The organism is Micromonospora sp. NPDC049171 (assembly GCF_040648275.1).
Classification (GTDB): domain Bacteria; phylum Actinomycetota; class Actinomycetes; order Mycobacteriales; family Micromonosporaceae; genus Micromonospora.
This window is the reverse complement of the sequence record NZ_JBEZDJ010000040.1, coordinates 13,499-30,405: the sequence shown is the minus strand read 5'-3', so window position 1 is coordinate 30,405 and position 16,907 is coordinate 13,499. Positions and strand designations below refer to the sequence as shown.

Below are 16,907 nucleotides of genomic sequence, written 5' to 3'. Positions count from 1 at the left end.
TCAGGAACGGCCGATGGAGCGGTCCAGGAAGTCGTGGATCATCGGCGCGGCGACGTCGAGCTTGTCCTCCAGCAGGAAGTGGCCGGTGTCGAGCAGGTGGAACTCGGCCGACGGCAGGTCCTTGCGATAGGGGTGGGCGCCAGCGGCCGGGAAGACCGGGTCGTTCTGGCCCCAGATGATCAGCGTCGGCGGCTGGTGGTCGCGGAAGAAGGCGTGGAACTCCGGGTATAACGTGACGTTGCTGCCGTAGTCGTAGAACAGATCAAGCTGGATGTCCGCGTTGCCGGGGCGGGCGAGCTGCGCGTCGTCGTGGGCCCACCGGTCGGGGTCGAGCCGGCTGAGGTCCTTCACCCCCGCCGTGTACTGCTGCTTGACCGTGTCGGGGTTGAGGATGAACGCGATGGCCTGGCGGCGCTCGTCGGTCTTCTCGGCCCAGTAGGCCTTGATCGGATCCCAGAATGCGCTCAGGCCCTCTTCGTACGCGTTGCCGTTCTGCACGATGAGCGCGCTGACCCGTTCGGGCCCCTTGAGGGCCAGCCGATAACCGGTCGGTGCCCCGTAGTCGAAGCAGTAGAGCGCGTACCGATCCACGCCGAGCTGGCCGAGCAGCCCCTCCATCAGGTCGGCGAAGTTGGCGAACGTGTAGTCGAACGACGACCGGTCCGGGCTGGCGCTGTGGCCGAAACCCGGGAAGTCCGGTGCGATCACCCGGTACCGGTCCGCGAGCAGCGGGATCAGATGGCGGAACTGCGAGGACGCCGTGGGAAATCCGTGCAGCAGCAGAAGGACGGGACCGTCGGCCGGACCGGCCTCGCGATAGAAGATGTCGATTCCGTTCACGGTCGTCGTGCGAAAGTGCGTGACCGGAAACTCGCCTTCCTGAACGGCGGCGACCGACGGTTTCTGCGCAATGCCCACCATGATGGAGTCCTTTCGGCACAAGGGAAAGCGGTGCCACCCTGGGGAATCGCTCTGCCGGGTCCCGCTTCGGTCAGCATGGCATGCGACCGGGGCGCGGTATGCCGAAACCGTTTATCGAATGCTGCGTCAAAGCAGATGGGTACGGAGGAAATCAAGCTCCAGCGGAAGCAGTCGCTCGGCGGTGCCGTTCGCGGCCAGGTGGGTGGCCCCGGTCAGCGGCAGCACGGCGTGCGGGCGGCCGGTGCTCAGCAGGGCCGCGGAGAGTCGCAGCGTGTGCGCGGCCACCACGTTGTCGTCGGCCAGGCCGTGCACCAGCAGTAACGGGCGGGTCTGGTTCGGGCCAGTGATCGGCTCGGCGGCCAACTCGACGAGCGAGTGGTGCGCGTAGACGTCCGTGCCGTCCTCCGGTAACCCCAGATAACGCTCGGTGTACGCGGTGTCGTACAGCGCCCAGTCGGTCACCGGCGCACCCGCGATCCCGCACCGGAACAGCTCCGGGTGGCGCAGCACCGCCAACCCGGCCAGCCACCCGCCGAACGACCAACCACGCACCCCCACCCGCCCCATGTCCAGGTCGGGGTGCTTCCCGGCGAGCGCGGTCAGGGCGTCGATCTGGTCGGTGAGGACCACGTCGGCCACCCGCCGGTGGATCGCCTTCTCGAACGACGGGGCCACTCCCGGCGTACCCCGGTTGTCGATGGTGACCACCGCGAACCCGGCATCGGCCCACCACTGCCGCTCCAGCCACGCGGCCCGCGCCGCCACGACCTCCTGGTGCCCCGGCCCGCCGTAGATGTCCAGCAGCACCGGCAGCCGTCGGCCCGTCACGTGGTTGTCCGGGTAGAGCACCGCCGCCGGCAACCGTCGGTCGGTCACCCGTTCCAGCAGCGGCAACGGCGAATACGGCGGGGTGGCGGCCAACGACCGCAACTCGGCGAGCTCCTGGTCGCCGCGCCGGATCGTCCACCGCACCCCGGCGTGGTCCAGTGACGCGACCCCGACGGCCAGCACGTCACCGCCCACGGCAGCGGTGTGCCAACCCGAGTCGGTGGTGATCCGGCGCGCGTCCACCCCACCGCCGATGGTGGTGCGGATCCGGAACAGATGCCGCTCGCTCGGCTCACCATCGCTGGCCTCGACCAGCAGATCGGCCGGGCCGGAACCGGCCGACAGGCGACCCACCACCCGCCGCACGTACAGCGACGGCGGAGTGAGCAGGGTGCCGTCGGCGAACAGGCACCGTGCGTCGTACCCGTCGTGTGCCAACTCCCCGCCGACCAGCACCCGGCCGTCCGGCAGGTGCGCCGGGGTGCCGGCGATCGGCTCGACCCAGCGCGGATCGGCCAGCTCGGCGTGCACCTGCGTCTCACCCGTACGGGGGTCGACCGCCAGCACCAGCCCGTGCTGCTGCGAACGGCGCAGCACAGTGATCAACGGGCTGCCCTCGACCCAGTTGACCGAGGTCAGGTACGGGTAGGTCTCCCGGTCCCAGTGCACGTCGACCCAGCCGTCATCGAGGTCCAGCAGGTGCAGGCTGACCTCCGCGTTCGGGCCACCAGCCCGGGGGTACGCGACGGCGGTCGGCGGGCTGCCCGGCTGGGCCGGGTCGTGCAGGTGCCAGCGGTCCAGGCGGGACTCGTCGACCCGGGCCGCGAGCACCGAGCGCCCGTCCGGCGCCCACCAGTAGCCACGGAACCGGCCGAACTCCTCCGCCGCGATGTGCTCGGCCAACCCCCAGCTCACCCCGGCGTCCTCGCCGGCCAGCAGGGTGTCGGTGCCGTCCGTCTCGATCACCCGCAGCTCACCCCGGCGCACACCCTCGCCCGCGTCGGTCACGTACGCCAACCGTTGCCCGGTCGGGTCCGGACGTGGGTCCAGCACCGGGCCGACGGCGGCCACCTCCACCACGTCGCCGTGCACCAGATCCGCCCGGAACAACCGCCCGGCCAGCGCGAACACCGCGATCCGACCGGCGGCGTCCAGCGCGTACGAGCCGATGCCGGCGGCGCTGAGCCGCAGCCGCTCGCGCAGCGCGCGTTCGCCAGGTGAGAGCGACCGGACGTCTCCGCCCTCGCCCAGCAGGGTCGCCGGGTCGGCGACCAGGCGTTCCTCGGCGGTGGCCACGTCCAGCAGCCAGAGCGCGTCCGCCGGATCCTCCGGCCCGGCCGAGCGCAGGAAGATCACCCGGGAGCCGTCCTCAGCCACGGAGACAGCGCGCGGCGCGCCGTGGCTGAACCGGCGGGTGCGGGCGGCCAGCTCCGGAAAGTCCACAGACCAGATCGTAGAGCCGTACGCGAGGTGATGTGGCCGACCTGGGCGGACGCGTCAGCGTCGGCGGGCCCTGACTGCCGGTTAGAGTGACCGTCGTGACGACGCTGCCCGACCGCCGCCTGTTGCTGGTCCACGCGCACCCCGACGACGAGTCGATCGGCACCGGCTCGACGATGGCCCACTACGCCGCCAACGGCGCCCACGTCACGCTGGTGACCTGCACCCTCGGCGAGGAGGGCGAGATCCACGTCCCGGCGCTGGCCCAACTCGCCGCCGCCGAGGCCGACCAGCTCGGCGGGTACCGGATCGCCGAGCTGGCCGCCGCCTGCGCCGCGCTCGGCGTCAGCGACCACCGCTTCCTGGGCGGGGCCGGCCGCTACCGCGACTCGGGAATGATGGGGCTCGAAACCAACGACCACCCCCGCGCTTTCTGGCAGGCCGACCTCGACGAGGCCGCCGGGCACCTGGTGGAGATCATGCGGGAGGTACGCCCGCAGGTGCTGATCACGTACGACCCGGACGGCTTCTACGGCCACCCCGACCACATCCAGGCCCACCGGGTGGCGATGCGCGCTGTCGAGTTGGCCGCCGCCGAGGGCTGCGCCCCGCTGAAGGTCTACTGGACCGCCCTGCCGCTCAGCGTCCTGGAAGCCGGCATGGCGCACTTCGCGGAGTCCTCCGACAACCCGTTCGGCGGCATCGCGGACATCGCCGACCTGCCCTTCGGCACTCCGGACGCCCAGATCGCCGCCCGGATCGACGGCACCGACGAGCACACGGCCAAGGAGGCCGCGATGCGGGCGCACGCCACCCAGATCCCGGCCACCTCCTGGCTCTACTCGATCGCCGGTAACTTCGGCGGTGAGTTCATGGGCGTGGAGTTCTTCACCCTCGCGGTCGGCGAGAAGGGCCCGGGCTCCGGGCCGTACGGCTGGGAGGACGACCTCTTCGCCGGGCTCCCCGAGGAGACCGCACCGACCCGGTCTGCGGTCGGGGCTGGTGTGGGCGGGTCTGTGGTTGGGGCTGGTACGGATCGGTCTGCGGCTGGTGCGGTCCGGTCTGCGGCTGGTGCGGGCCGGTCTACGGCCGGGGCTGGTGCGGATCGGTCTTCGGTCGAGGACGCCCCGGACCGGTCTTCGGTCTCGGCGGCGGGTCTTCGGTGACTCTGCCCGCGTCGATGACGGTTCTGGACGACCAGGATGCCCCGCCCCCGGCGGGGCCGCCGCCGCGACTGCTGGACCTGGGCCTGCGGGTGGCCGGTGCGATCGTCGTAGTGGTCGCCGGAGTGCTGAGCGGGGTGCTCGAACTGCTGCTCGCCACGGTCCGCGTCGGTGGGCAGTTGATCGGCGTCTCGGCACTCCTCGCCGTCGGCGCCAACATCGCGCTGAGCTGGTTCGCGTACGCGGCGGTCGGCCGCAGGTGGGCGGTTGCGCTGCCGGCGGTGCCGTGGTTTGCGCTGATGGTGGTAGCCGCCATCCGGACCAACGAGGGTGACCTGCTGCTGGCCGGCGACAACTGGGTCGGCCTCGCCATGATCGTGGCCGGTGCGATGACCTTCGCGGTGATGGGCTTCCGGCAGATTCTCGCCCCGCCCGCCACGCTCGGGCTGATGACGCCACCCAGGTAAGGGTGGTAGATATTCCAGCCAGGGATCTGAGCCCCGCGACGGGGCGTACGGCAGGAGGGCTGGCGATGGACAGACGGTGGCGCGATATCGGTGTGCTCGTGGCAGCACTGTTCGCGGTCAACGTGGTCGCCCGGCTGATCATCCGGCTCGGCTTCGAGGATGACGACACCGTCGCCGACCGGGTGTCGCTGGCGATGTTCGCGGTGATCGGGCTGACCCTGGCCGTGGTCGCCTTCCGCTGGGGTCGTCGCCGGCCACTCGCGGACTGGGCGGCCGACATGGCCCTCGTGGTGCTCGCGGCAATGGTGTTGACCGTGCTGGTCGGGCCCCTCCTGATCGGTCACAACCCGTTCGACGGGGGCGCGCCGACGTTCTTCGCCCAGATCTGGCTGTACCTGCTCGCCGCCAGCGCCGGCGTGCTGATCGGCTACCTGGTGCTCACCGCGCTGGGGCGTGACTACCGCTCCTGGCAGCTCAAGCGGTACGCCGAGGTCAAAGCCGCCAAACCCCGCCGCGTCGTCCGCCGCTGACCCGCCCGAACGCACCACTCGGGTGAGTGGGCCGTGCGTCGTCGGGGCAGTGGGGTTCGTAGTTGGCGTGCCTCCGGGCTTGTGCGGGCGTGCACTGTCGGGCTCGCGGCTTGATCAACTCGGTTTTCATGAAGTCGGGCTGTCCCGGGCGAGCGGATGCCCCGACTTCCTGTTGATCAACTCGGATTTCGTCAAATCGGGGCGTCCTGGGCAGGTAGATGCCGCGATTTCCTGAAAGTCGAGTCGATCACGGTGCCGGGCTGGCCGCGTGCCGGGCTGGCCGCGTGCCGGGCTGGCCACGTGTCGGGCTGGCCACGTGTCGGCGGGCCACGTGCCAGGCTGGCCGCGTGCCGGCTCGCCGCGTGTGGCTGGCCCGCACGTTTGCGGGTTCGCCCTGCGTTCCGGTCGGGGTCAGTGCGGGGCGACTCGGGTCAGGTAGGTGTGGTGCGTGGTGAAGCCCAGCCGCCGGTAGAGCGCGACCGCCGCGGTGTTGTGCTGCTCGACCTGGAGGAACGCGTGCGTCGCACCGGCCGACACGCCCCAGGCGGCCAACTCGTGGATCACCCGACTGGCCAGTCCCTGACGGCGGGCCACCGGCAACACCTCGATCAGGCTGAGGCCCAGCCAACGCCCCTGGCCGGTCACCGTGCCTCGGCCGACCGCCACCAGTGTGCCGTCGTCGTACACGTGGGCGAAGCGAACCTGGCCCACGGCGGTGAGCACGTGCCGGGCGGCGTCCGGCAGGCCGCCCTTGCGGCCGGCCGCGACGGCCAGCCACTCCGCGCTCGGCGCGGCGGCCAGCTCGACGACCGCACTGTTCCACCGATCGGCATCCGCAACGGTGGTGCCGGGCTGGTCGGTGTGCTGACCGGCGGTTGCGGGGGTATGGCGGGCGACCGGCGCGTTGCCGGGCGGTGAGCTGGCCGCTGGCGCCGGTAGGGGGAGCGGGGCGGTCTGGACCAGGACCGGCGGGCGGGCGGCCCAGCCGCGGGTGTCCAACTCGGCGCCGACCGGGGCGGCGAGTGGCAGTGGCGTGTTGATGATGGGTGGTTGGCCCTGTTCGGAGTACCAGCGTTCGACCGCGTCCACGGCGGCGGGCAGCGGCCGGTCAGGGTCGCCGATCGGCAGCGCCGAGTTGGCCCGCCCGGTCCAGCCGTCGGCGGCGCGGAGCAGCCAGTCACCGAGTTGGCCCCGGGTCGGTGCCGGCCAGGCCTCGTCGGCGGCCCGTTCCAGTGCCACGACCGCCGCGGCGGTTGGCCGGCGGGTGGGTGGCACCCGCTTGGCGCGGTGGACCTGTGCCACCGGGACCCGCAGTTGGCCCTGCGCGGTGGAGAGCGTGAGATGAGTCTCGCTCAGCTCGACCAGCTCGCCGAGGGCGTCGGAGAAGAGCGGGCGGCCTTCGCGAATCCCCACAATCCGGCGGACTACGATTCGGTGTCCCACATCCTGCTGTCGGAGCACGATCGACCCCCTCCCCGGCGAGATACTAGGCTCTTACTGTCGCGGGTGATCGCGGCGTGTCTTGCGGAGGAGAAGACCGGTGACCTACATCATCGCCGAGCCGTGCGTGGATGTGCTCGACAAGGCATGCATCGAGGAATGCCCGGTCGACTGCATTTACGAGGGCAATCGGATGCTCTACATCCACCCCGACGAGTGCGTCGACTGTGGTGCCTGTGAGCCGGTCTGCCCGGTGGAGGCGATCTTCTACGAGGACGACGTCCCGGAGCAGTGGAAGGACTACACCGGCGCCAACTACGAGTTCTTCGAGGAGCTGGGCTCGCCCGGCGGCGCCTCGAAGATCGGCAAGGTGGAGAAGGACGCCACCTTCGTCGCCGCGCAGCCGCCGCGCGGCGAGGGCCACTGAACCGGCCCGCGCCGGTCTCGTCGCGACTGCCCGAGTTCACCTGGGACACCCTGGACGCCGCGGCCACGCTGGCCGCGGCGCATCCGGAGGGCCTGATCAACCTCTCCATGGGTACGCCGGTCGACCCGGTGCCCGAGGTGATCCGGCGGGCGTTGGCTGACGCGTCCGATGCTCCCGGTTACCCGCTGACCGCCGGCACGCAGGCGTTGCGGGCCGCGATCGCGGCGTGGGTGTCCCGGGCCTGTGGTGCCGGGGTCGACGGTCTCGGTGTGCTGCCGACCATCGGCTCCAAGGAGATGGTCGCCTGGCTGCCGACCCTGCTCGGCATCGGCTCGGGTGACGTGGTGGTGGTGCCGTCGATCGCGTACCCCACCTACGAGGACGGTGCCCGGTTGGCCGGCGCGACTGTCGTGCGCACCGACTCGCTCACCTCGCTGGGGCCGACCCCGCGGGTCCGCCTGGTGTGGGTCAACTCGCCCGGCAACCCGACGGGTCGGGTGCTGCCCGCGGCGCATCTGCGCAAGGTGGTCGACTGGGCTCGGGAACGCGGGGCGGTGGTCGCCAGCGACGAGTGCTACCTGCCGCTCGGCTGGTCGGCCGATCCGGTTTCGGTGCTGTCGCCGCAGGTCAGCGGTGGCAGCTATGCCGGGCTGCTCGCCCTGCACTCGCTGTCCAAGCGGTCCAACCTCGCCGGCTACCGGGCCGGCTTCGTCGCCGGTGACCCGGCGCTCGTCGCCGAGCTGCTGAAGGTGCGCAAACACGCGGGGATGATCGTGCCCGCGCCGGTGCAGGCGGCCATGGTGGCGGCACTGGAGGACGAGCGACACGCCGAGGAACAGCGGGAGCGTTACCGCGCCCGGCGGGAGGTGCTGGCCGCCGCGTTCACCGGTGCCGGGTTCACCGTCGAGCACTCCGAGGCGGGTCTCTACCTCTGGTTGACCCGAGGTGAGGACTGCTGGCAGACCGTCGACTGGCTGGCTCGGCGCGGCATCCTGGTCGCCGCCGGCGCCTTCTACGGTCCCGGCGGCCAACAGCACGTACGGGCGGCGCTGACCGAGTCCGACGAGCACATCGCCGGGGTTGCGGCCCGCCTCGCCCAGGCCTGATCGCGCTCCGGGCGGTCGAGCCGTCGGCCCGACCGCCCGGACGGTCAGTCGGCGATCTGACGGAAGACCCGCAGCAGGGTGTTCCGGCTCTGCTTCTCCAGCAGTTCGCTGCCCATCAGCTCCTGCAGGGCGACCACCCGGCCGTCGTGCAGGGTCACCTCGGCCTTGAGCGGCACCTCCCGCTTGACGTCCACGGCGGCGATCTCCTCGTAGGGCAGGAACGTGTGCCCGGCCACCAGCTCCGCCATCGGCACCGAGCCGACGAGCGCGCGTAGCCGCTTCTCGCCCTGGCTGGCCTTGCCGGGGTTGCTGATCAGGACCAGCCCTCGGTCGAGGATGAGCACGTCGTGCTCCGTACCGTCGATCTTGATGTTGGCCAGTGCGCCGATCAGGCCGGCGTCCCGCCCGGAGACCCGGTCCTCCACCACCGTCGCGCCGGCGGGGTCGACGCCCAGCTCGACCAAGCGGGCCAACGCCACGTCCAGGCTCTGCGGCGCGACTGCCAACTTGGCGATTTCGGCGAGGTCCCACGGCTGCCCCTGCGGCCCGACGAGCTGCGCCGGACCGGACCAGGAGAGCTGCCAGTGCGCCTGACCGGAGCGGACGGCCGCGTTGTCGAGCAGCGTCTCCATCGGCCCGGCGAACTGGGCCGCGGCCTCCTCGCGGGTCGCGTCGTCGAAGAACTGCTCGGCGAACTCCCCCAACCGACCGGAGCGGACCAGGTCCAGCACCGTCGTGAGGCCCGGCTGGGAAACGCCGGTGAACCGCCCCGCGGCCCGGTAGATGCCGTCCGCCCGCTGTTGCACGCCGGCCGCGACCGCCGCGGCGATGAACTGCGCCCAGGGCAACACCTGGCGGCGGCCGTGGTCGACGACGAGCCCCTGCAACTGCCGTCCGGCGGTGGCGATGTCGGCGAGCAGCAGCGTGGCGGGCCGCTCGTCCGGCGCGATCGCTACGGCCGGCAGGGCCGCCATCGCGCCGACCCGGACGCCGATCGGCGGGTGGGTGTCCCACGGGGAGGGAGCCCGGTCGGGGACGTTCTCCCGCATCTCGGCGATCTCGTCCCGCCGGCCGTGCAGCAGTTGACCGAAGCCGCCGAAGAGGTCGTCCGGCGCCAGCTCGGCGGACCAGCCCGGCTCGACGTACCGACGCATGAAGAAGCCCCAGGCCGCGTCGAGCGCCGGCAGCGTACGCAGCGCGGAGGCCGCGGCGTCGTGCCCGGCCAGCAGCACCGAGGAGCGGTCGGCCTCCAGCTCCTGCCGCCGGGACGCGGCGTTGTCCACCATCAGGTAGAGCTTCGCGTAGCCCTTGAAGACCCAGCCGATCGGGTTACGCGGGCTGATCTGCTCCAGCGTCTCCGCGATCGCCAACCGACCCCGGTAGGCCACCCCGCCGAGGCGGGTGTGCTTGCCGGAGTAGTGGCCCAGCTCGTGCGCGAGGACCGAACGCAGCTGGTCGGTCCGCATCGCCTGGAGCAGCGGCAGCCCGACGTACAGGGTGCGCCGTCCGCCGACCAGGCCGAGCAGTTTGCTCTGCTCGGCGACCGCCGCGTTCACCTCCGGCACCAGCCGGATCTCGTCCGGGGCGCGGGTGCCGACCGCGGTGGCCAGCTCGCGCACGGCGGCCCAGAGGCCCGGCGCCTCGCGGTCGGTGAGGATCAGGCCGGGTGCCGGCTCGTTCTTCGTACGGATCGCGCGCCACAACCCGACGGCCACCGCGCCCAGCGCGATGACCAGGGGCAGCAGCAGCTTCCCGGTGACGATCCCGTTGGTGTGATCGAACAGCCAGACGCCGAGCGCGACGACGGCGGCGAGCTGGAGGAGCGCGACGACGTAGAAGCCGATCAACATGACCACCGAGGCGAGCGCCCGGTATGTCGCGGACATTTCGTTTCCTTCCCGCTGTAGCCCGCGTCGACGTGGCGGGCGGCGGAGCGGACCGTACGACGCTGATCTGAACCGGACAACCCCCTTCCGGTCGGCCTCGGTCAGATCTACGATCTTGCGGCTCGTGACCGGGTACGCGCTGGGCGTCGAGGACTGAGCGGCGGGCGGGCCGGCCTCGGACGATATCCTCGGCCGGACCCGGTCGGGGCCGTGTCGGCCCCGCACCCCCAGCAGGAACGTCGAGGTGTGCGGATGGTGGACAGGCCCGGCGCGCGGGTGCGGGCGGCGGTGGTCGGCACCGGTCTGATCGGAGGCTCGGTGCTGCTCCGGATGCACGCCGCGGGCGTCGACGTGACCGGGTGGGACCCGGACGAGGCCACCCGCCGGGAGGCTCGCCGGATCGGCGTACCCGCTCCGGACCGGCTGGTCGAGGCGGTGGCCGACCGGGACGTGGTCTTCCTCTGCGGGCCGTTGCCCACCCTGCCGGCGACCCTCGTCGAGGTGGCGGCGATGACCGGTGAGCGGTGTGTGCTGACCGACGTCGGCAGCACCAAGGAGGAGGTGGCGGCGTTCGCCACCGCACAGGGGCTGACGCACCGGTTCGTGCCCGGCCACCCGATGGCCGGCACCGACCGGGCGGGTCTGACGGCTGCGGGGCCGGACCTGCTCACCGGCGCCGCCTGGGTCCTGTGCCCGACGGCCGGGGCGGCCACGGCCGCGTTCCGCCGGCTGGCCGAGCTGCTGGTGGACCTCTTCGAGGCCCGGGTGGTGCCGATGTCCCCGACGGAGCACGACTCGGCCGCCGCCCTCGCCTCACACGTGCCGCACCTGCTGGCCGGCGCGCTGGCCGGTGCCGTGCAGCGGGCGCCACTGCGCGACGCGATCCTCGCGCTCGCCGCGGGCAGCTTCTCCGACGGCACCCGGGTCGCCGGCACCCCCGCCGAGCGGACCGCGAACATGCTGCTCGGTAACCGGGACCGGGTGCTGCGCGAGCTGACCGAGGTCACCGCGTTCCTGGACGACCTGACCGCCGCGCTGCGTGCCGGCGACGCACCGACGCTCACCGCACGCTACGACGAGGCGCGTACCTCCCGCCTGGCGCTGCGCGACCGCCGGTTCGACGCGTACGACAGGCAGTTCCCCCTCGGCGGTGACCACACCGCCGAGGTGTCCTGGCTGCACGAGTTGGGGGCGGCCGGCGGTCATCTGACCGGTCTGCGAGTCGGCGTCGAGACCGTCTCCTACGCGGCGCGGCGGCCCGCGGCTGACTAGGCTGAGGGGCATGGCGGCGGACAGTCCGGTGGTGCAGGTGCGCGGCGAGGCGTACCGGGAGGTGCCGCCCGAGCTGGCCCGGTTCGCGGTCACCGCGACCGCGCGGGACCGGGATCGGGAAACCACCCTGACCAGGCTGGCCGAGCGTGCCGCCGCCATCCGGGTGCTGCTGGACGGCTCCGGGCCGGCGGTGGCACGGCGGGAGACCGGCGACCTGCGGGTGCGACCGGAGACCCGTCGCTCGGGCGAGCGGGTCGTCGCCTGGCACGGCAGCGTGACCACCACGGTCACCGTCACCGACTTCACCGCCCTCGGCGAGCTGATGCTCCGGTTGGCCGACCAGGATCAGGTCGAGGTGGCCGGGCCCTGGTGGGAGCTTCGCCCGGACAGCCCCGCCCACCGCGAGGCCCGGCACGCCGCGATCCGGGACGCGCTGGTGCGGGCCCGGGAGTACGCCGAGGCGCTCGGTGCCCAGGTCACCTCGTTGCTCGAGCTGGCCGACGCCGGGCCGGCCGACCGGCCGATGTTCGCCCGCGCGGCGTTCGCCGGGAGCGGCGCGGGCGGTGGCCCACCAGAGCTGGAGTTGGACCCGCAGCCGCAGACCGTCCAGGCGGCCGTGCAGGCGCGGTTCACGATCAGCACGCCGGTCCTCGACTGATGCCACCGGCTCTGGTGCTGTCCGTCGACGCGTTGGTGCATCGCGCGCTGGCGTTGGCCGAGGCGGGCCCGCGACAGTTGCTGGGCATCGCCGGCGCGCCGGGGGCCGGGAAGTCCACGCTGGCCGAGCAGGTCGTGGCGGCCGTGGGGTCGACCGCCAGGCTGGTGCCGATGGACGGCTTCCACCTGGCGCAGACGCAGCTGGTCCGGTTGGGTCGCGCGGAGCGCAAGGGCGCGGTGGACACCTTCGACGCCAACGGGTTCGTCTCGTTGCTGCGCCGGTTGCGTCGGTTGGAGCCCACCTCGGTGTACGCGCCGGAGTTCCGCCGGGAGTTGGAGGAGCCGGTGGCCGGGGCGATCGAGGTGCCGCCGTCGGTCCGGCTGGTGGTGACGGAGGGCAACTATTTGCTCCTGCCGGACTTCCCGTGGCAGGAGGTGCGCACGCTGCTGCACGAGGCGTGGTTCCTCGATCTGGACGCCGACCTGCGCCAGCGTCGGTTGACCGCCCGACACGAGGCGTTCGGGCGGTCGCCGGAGCAGGCACGCGAGTGGGCGCTGGGCAGTGACGAGGCCAACGCGGCCCTGATCACCCCCACCGCCGACCGGGCCGACCTGGTGGTCCGCCTGCCTGAGCCGCCGGCCGCCTGCCCGCCGCCCGTCTGACCCGCCGGCCGCCTGGACGGGCGGCCGGCGTTGGCGCGGTCAGCCCAGTTCGCGGACCGGCCGGGCGGGGTTGCCGACCGCGACCACGTTGGCGGGCAGGTCCCGGGTCACCACCGCGCCCGCGCCGACGACGGTGTTGGCGCCGATCGACACCCCGGCCAGCACGATGGCGCCGCCGCCGAGCCAGACGTTGTCGTCGAGGGTGATCGGTTTGGCGGCCTCCCACTTGTCGCGGCGCGGCCCGGGCTCCACCGGGTGAGTCGGCGTGAGTAGTTGCACGTTCGGTCCGATCTGGACGTCCGCGCCGATGGTGATCGGCGCGACGTCGAGGAAGACCGCGTGGTAGTTGACGAAGCTGCGCGGGCCGATCCGGATCTGCCAGCCGTAGTCGCAGTAGAACGGCGGGCGGATCCAGGTGTCGTCGCCCAGGTCGCCGAGCAACTCACGCAGTGCCCCCAGCCGCGCCCGCGGATCCGCAGCGGAGCTGGTGTTGAAGCGCTCCATCAGCCGGGCGGCCCGGTCCAGGTCGGCGATGATCTCGGGGTCGTCGGCGAGGTAGGGCTCACCGGCGAGCATCCGGTCCTTCATGGAGGTCACCCGGTCGATGATGCCCGTCGACCCTGCCGTGGGTTGGCAGGTCCGTCATATTTTCGACCCTTTTTTTGTATACCGGGTATGCAATACTGGCGGCGGTCTATGCACGTCTCATGGATATAAACGTCCACGAAGGAGGAACCGTTGCATCGACGCAGCAGAATTTCCATCGCCGTCACCGCCGTCGCAGCTCTCGTGCTGGGCACACCGGTGACCGCGATGGCCAGCCCACCCACCACCACGTCCGCCCCCGACGCCGCCCCGCGTACCGCGACCGGCACCGCCACCCCGAAGACGGTCACCCTGCTCACCGGCGACCGGGTCACCGTCTCCGCGTCCGGGTCCGCCGCCGTCCGCCCCGGCCCCGACCGTGCGCATCTGCGCTTCCTCACCAGCCGCGAGCGCGGTCAGCTCACCGTGCTGCCGGAGGACGCCCTGCCGCTGATCCGCGCCGGCCGGGTCGACCGGCGACTGTTCGACGTGACCGGGCTGATCGCCGCCGGCTACGACGACGCCCGCCGCGACAACCTGCCGCTGCTGGTGGCGTACGGCTCGACCGGCACCGCCCGGCGTGCCCCGGCGGCTCTGCCCGGCACGCGGGTGACCCGCGACCTGCCGGCGATTCACGGCGCCGCCCTGACCACCGACAAGTCCGCCCTCGGCGCGGTCTGGGCGACCGTCGCCACCGGCCCCGCTGGGGCCCGCCTCGACGCGGCGGGGGGCGTCGAGCGGATCTGGCTGGACGGCCGCCGCAAGGTGTCCCTCGACCACAGCGTGCCGCAGATCGGCGCGCCCGCCGCCTGGGCGGCCGGGTTCACCGGCAAGGGAGTGTCAGTCGCGGTGCTGGATACCGGCGTCGACGCGACCCACCCGGACCTGGCCGGCAAGGTGGCCGAGGCGCGCAACTTCACCGAGGCCGCCGACGCTCGGGACACGGTCGGCCACGGCACCCACGTGGCCTCGACCATCGCGGGCACCGGCGCGGCCTCCGGCGGCAAGTACCGGGGTGTGGCGCCCGACGCGACGCTGCTGGACGGCAAGGTCTGCGAAGACCAGGGCTGCCCCGACTCGGCGATCCTCGCCGGCATGCAGTGGGCCGCGGTGGAGAAGAAGGCCGCCGTGATCAACATGAGCCTCGGCGGCTGGGACACCCCGGAGGTCGACCCGCTGGAGGAGGCGGTGCAGACCCTGACGGCGCAGACCGGCACGCTGTTCGTCCTCGCCGCCGGCAACGACGGCGCAGACGGCTCGGTCGGCTCCCCGGCCTCCGCGGACGCCGGGCTCGCCGTGGGCGCGGTGGACCGCAACGACGACCTGGCCGACTTCTCCAGCCGGGGCCCCCGGGTCGGCGACGACGCGCTGAAGCCGGACATCACCGCGCCCGGCGTCGACATCGTCGCCGCACGGTCCGCCAACGGTGTCATCGGCGAGCCGGTGGGGGACCGCTACGTCACGATCTCCGGCACCTCGATGGCCACTCCGCACGTGGCCGGGTCGGCCGCGCTGCTGGCCCAGCAGCACCCGGGATGGCGGGCCGACCGGCTCAAGGCCACCCTGATGGCCGCCGCCAAGCCGCATCCGGACCAGACCGCCTACCAGCAGGGCGCCGGGCGGGTCGACGTCGCACACGCGATCACCCAGCAGATCACCAGCGACCCGGTGAGCGTCTCGTTCGGGCGTACGCTCTGGCCGCACAGTGACGACACCCCGATCACCCGCACGGTGACCTGGCGCAACGACGGTCCGGCCCCCATCACGGTGGACCTGAGCGTCGAGGGCGCCGGCCCCGGCGGTCGCGCGCTGCCGGCCGGCCTGTTCGCCCTGGGTGCCAACCAGCTCACCGTGCCGGCGGGCGGCACCGCCGCCACGACCGTCACCGCGGACACCCGGCTCGGCGACGCCGACGGCTACTGGACCGGACGGATCGTGGCCCGCTCCGGTGCGGCGGTCGCGGTCACCCCGCTGGCCGTGAACCGGGAGGTGGAGAGCTACACGCTCACCGTGGAGCACCTGAACCGCGCCGGTGCCCGCACCCCGGACCACTGGACCCTGCTGGTCGGGATGGACACCTTCGGCACCTGGGACCTCGTCAGCTCGGACGGGGTGGCCACCGTGCGGCTGCCCAAGGGGCACTACGGCCTCAGCGGCCTGGTCTACGAGCCCGGCCCGGAGGACGAGCCGCGCGGGATGTCCCTGTTGACGCAACCCGTACTGACCGTCGAAGGGGACACCCGGATCGTCGTGGACGCCCGCCAGGCCAAGCCGGTACGGACCACCATTCCGGACCGGACGGCGGCCCCGGAGCTGATCGACGTCAGCGGCAACTTCACCGCCGACGACGGCAGCGGGTACACCGTTGGACTCTGGACGGACACGTTCACCGACCTGGCCAGCGGCAACATCGGCAAGTCGGTCTCCGCCGACCGGTTCGTGGCCACCGTCAGCAGCCAGTGGATCAAGCCGGACACGGCCAACAGCCCCTACCTGTACGCGCTGGCCGAAGCGATCCCGGGCCGCATGCCCACCGGGTTGATCCGCGACTACACCCGACGGGACCTGGCCACCGTCGTGCACCGGTTCCGCGGCGGCGACCCGGGCACCGAGGCCGAGCGGCTGGTGTACCCCGTGCTGGAGTACAACGTCGGCGGCGCCGCCCTGGTCCTGCCCACCACAGTGCCCGGCCAGCGGGTCGAGCACTACAACACCAAGAACGTGAAGTGGGAGTCCGAGATCTACTTCGGAACGCGGGACGAGGACGGCTGGTTGAACGCGAACGCCGCGCTCTTCTCCACCCCCACCGCGTACCGGGCCGGGCGGACGGTGACGGAGACCTGGAACCAGGCCCCGTACGGACCGTCCTTCCCGAACCCGAAATGGCCGCACCAGAGCGTCACCCGGGAGGGTGACACCATCCTGGTCGACGTGCCGCTGTTCAGCGACGCGGCCGGGCACCCGGGCGGCTCGTTGAGCGACAGTGAGGCAACCACGCTCTGGCGCAACGGCAAGCTGGTCGGCGAGAACGAGTACGCCGGCTACGGACAGTTCGCCGTGCCGCCGGGCGCGGCGGACTACCGGCTCGTCACGTCGTTGAAGCGAAGCTTCACCGACCTGAGCACCGAGGTCGAATCCAGTTGGACCTTCCGGTCGCGGCACGTCGCCGGTGACACGCCGGCCCGGCTGCCCCTGTCGGTGGTGCGTTTCGCGCCGCCGCTGCGGGTCGACAACAGCGCGCCGGCCGGTCGGGACTTCGTCGTCCCGGTGCGGGTGCAACGGCAGCCCGGCGCGCCGGCCGCTCGGGTGGAGAAGATCAACGTCGACGTCTCCTACGACGGCGGGAAGACCTGGGGCAGGGCGAAGCTGGTCCGGACCTCCGCCAACGGCTGGTCGGCCACGTTGCGGCATCCGGCCGGCACCGGCCACGTGTCGCTGCGGGCCACCGCCCAGGACACCGCGGGTAACACGGTGACCGAAAAGATCATCCAGGCGTACCGGTTGCGCTGAGGCGTACCCCGT

At 72.4% G+C, this 16,907-nt stretch carries 14 protein-coding genes; 9 read left to right on the top strand and 5 right to left on the bottom strand.

Features of this window, described 5'->3' with window-relative positions; all coding sequences use genetic code 11:
* Both AB0B14_RS34030 and AB0B14_RS34025 read right to left on the bottom strand, forming a co-directional pair.
* Positions 1-921, bottom strand: coding sequence for an alpha/beta hydrolase (locus tag AB0B14_RS34030; protein ID WP_357526165.1), 921 nt, complete (start codon positions 919-921; stop codon positions 1-3).
* A gap of 126 nt (positions 922-1,047) precedes the next feature.
* On the bottom strand, positions 1,048-3,192 hold the full coding sequence (locus tag AB0B14_RS34025) for a prolyl oligopeptidase family serine peptidase (protein ID WP_357067829.1): 2,145 nt from the start codon (positions 3,190-3,192) through the stop codon (positions 1,048-1,050).
* 86 nt (positions 3,193-3,278) lie between these two features.
* On the opposite strand from AB0B14_RS34025, the gene mshB reads away from it, so the two are divergent.
* From mshB to AB0B14_RS34010, 3 genes are all read left to right on the top strand, one after another.
* Positions 3,279-4,355 (top strand): N-acetyl-1-D-myo-inositol-2-amino-2-deoxy-alpha-D-glucopyranoside deacetylase, encoded by a 1,077-nt coding sequence (gene mshB, locus AB0B14_RS34020; protein WP_357067831.1) that lies wholly within the window; start codon positions 3,279-3,281, stop codon positions 4,353-4,355.
* Between the two features lie 14 nt (positions 4,356-4,369).
* The gene (locus AB0B14_RS34015; protein ID WP_357067833.1) at positions 4,370-4,819 is read left to right on the top strand and encodes a hypothetical protein; all 450 of its coding nucleotides are present in this window, start codon (positions 4,370-4,372) and stop codon (positions 4,817-4,819) included.
* Positions 4,820-4,884: 65 nt separating this feature from the next.
* Positions 4,885-5,349 (top strand): hypothetical protein, encoded by a 465-nt coding sequence (locus AB0B14_RS34010; protein WP_357067835.1) that lies wholly within the window; start codon positions 4,885-4,887, stop codon positions 5,347-5,349.
* A 411-nt stretch (positions 5,350-5,760) separates the two neighbouring features.
* Here the strand turns inward: AB0B14_RS34010 and AB0B14_RS34005 are convergent, their stop codons facing one another.
* Positions 5,761-6,810 carry a GNAT family N-acetyltransferase gene (locus AB0B14_RS34005; RefSeq protein ID WP_357067837.1) on the bottom strand — a complete coding sequence of 350 codons (1,050 nt, stop codon included), beginning with the start codon at positions 6,808-6,810 and terminating at the stop codon, positions 5,761-5,763.
* Between the two features lie 79 nt (positions 6,811-6,889).
* Here AB0B14_RS34005 and fdxA point away from each other — a divergent pair, with 79 nt between their 5' ends.
* Both fdxA and dapC read left to right on the top strand, forming a co-directional pair.
* Positions 6,890-7,216 carry a ferredoxin gene (fdxA, locus tag AB0B14_RS34000; protein WP_091422126.1) on the top strand — a complete coding sequence of 109 codons (327 nt, stop codon included), beginning with the start codon at positions 6,890-6,892 and terminating at the stop codon, positions 7,214-7,216.
* On the top strand, positions 7,213-8,322 hold the full coding sequence (gene dapC, locus AB0B14_RS33995; protein WP_357067897.1) for a succinyldiaminopimelate transaminase: 1,110 nt from the start codon (positions 7,213-7,215) through the stop codon (positions 8,320-8,322). Before fdxA ends, dapC begins: the two co-directional genes overlap by 4 nt.
* 44 nt (positions 8,323-8,366) lie before the next feature.
* Here the strand turns inward: dapC and AB0B14_RS33990 are convergent, their stop codons facing one another.
* The gene (locus tag AB0B14_RS33990) at positions 8,367-10,208 is read right to left on the bottom strand and encodes a M48 family metallopeptidase (protein ID WP_357526163.1); all 1,842 of its coding nucleotides are present in this window, start codon (positions 10,206-10,208) and stop codon (positions 8,367-8,369) included.
* Between the two features lie 252 nt (positions 10,209-10,460).
* Here AB0B14_RS33990 and AB0B14_RS33985 point away from each other — a divergent pair, with 252 nt between their 5' ends.
* Genes AB0B14_RS33985 through AB0B14_RS33975 form a run of 3 tightly spaced genes read left to right on the top strand, consistent with a single transcriptional unit; the run spans position 10,461 to position 12,800 of the window.
* Positions 10,461-11,480: a prephenate dehydrogenase/arogenate dehydrogenase family protein gene (locus AB0B14_RS33985; protein ID WP_357067842.1), complete on the top strand. Its 1,020-nt coding sequence runs from the start codon at positions 10,461-10,463 to the stop codon at positions 11,478-11,480.
* Between the two features lie 10 nt (positions 11,481-11,490).
* Positions 11,491-12,138, top strand: coding sequence for an SIMPL domain-containing protein (locus AB0B14_RS33980; protein WP_357067844.1), 648 nt, complete (start codon positions 11,491-11,493; stop codon positions 12,136-12,138).
* A complete protein-coding gene (locus tag AB0B14_RS33975; RefSeq protein ID WP_357067846.1) occupies positions 12,138-12,800 on the top strand; it encodes a nucleoside/nucleotide kinase family protein in 663 nt (220 codons plus the stop codon). Before AB0B14_RS33980 ends, AB0B14_RS33975 begins: the two co-directional genes overlap by 1 nt.
* Positions 12,801-12,839: 39 nt before the next feature.
* Here the strand turns inward: AB0B14_RS33975 and AB0B14_RS33970 are convergent, their stop codons facing one another.
* A complete protein-coding gene (locus tag AB0B14_RS33970) occupies positions 12,840-13,397 on the bottom strand; it encodes a sugar O-acetyltransferase (RefSeq protein WP_357067848.1) in 558 nt (185 codons plus the stop codon).
* 216 nt (positions 13,398-13,613) lie between these two features.
* Here AB0B14_RS33970 and AB0B14_RS33965 point away from each other — a divergent pair, with 216 nt between their 5' ends.
* Positions 13,614-16,895, top strand: a complete 3,282-nt coding sequence (locus AB0B14_RS33965; RefSeq protein WP_357526214.1) for a S8 family serine peptidase — start codon at positions 13,614-13,616, stop codon at positions 16,893-16,895.
* Positions 16,896-16,907 lie beyond the last annotated feature (12 nt).

Excerpts from the sequence above, each read along its gene's own strand:
- AB0B14_RS34030 (WP_357526165.1), bottom strand. The coding sequence starts at position 921 with ATGGTGGGCATTGCGCAGAAACCGTCGGTCGCCGCCGTTCAGGAAGGC.
- AB0B14_RS34015 (WP_357067833.1), top strand. The coding sequence starts at position 4,370 with ATGACGGTTCTGGACGACCAGGATGCCCCGCCCCCGGCGGGGCCGCCG.
- AB0B14_RS34010 (WP_357067835.1), top strand. The coding sequence starts at position 4,885 with ATGGACAGACGGTGGCGCGATATCGGTGTGCTCGTGGCAGCACTGTTC.
- AB0B14_RS33990 (WP_357526163.1), bottom strand. The coding sequence starts at position 10,208 with ATGTCCGCGACATACCGGGCGCTCGCCTCGGTGGTCATGTTGATCGGC.
- AB0B14_RS33985 (WP_357067842.1), top strand. The coding sequence starts at position 10,461 with ATGGTGGACAGGCCCGGCGCGCGGGTGCGGGCGGCGGTGGTCGGCACC.
- AB0B14_RS33980 (WP_357067844.1), top strand. The coding sequence starts at position 11,491 with ATGGCGGCGGACAGTCCGGTGGTGCAGGTGCGCGGCGAGGCGTACCGG.
- AB0B14_RS33975 (WP_357067846.1), top strand. The coding sequence starts at position 12,138 with ATGCCACCGGCTCTGGTGCTGTCCGTCGACGCGTTGGTGCATCGCGCG.
- AB0B14_RS33965 (WP_357526214.1), top strand. The coding sequence starts at position 13,614 with ATGGCCAGCCCACCCACCACCACGTCCGCCCCCGACGCCGCCCCGCGT.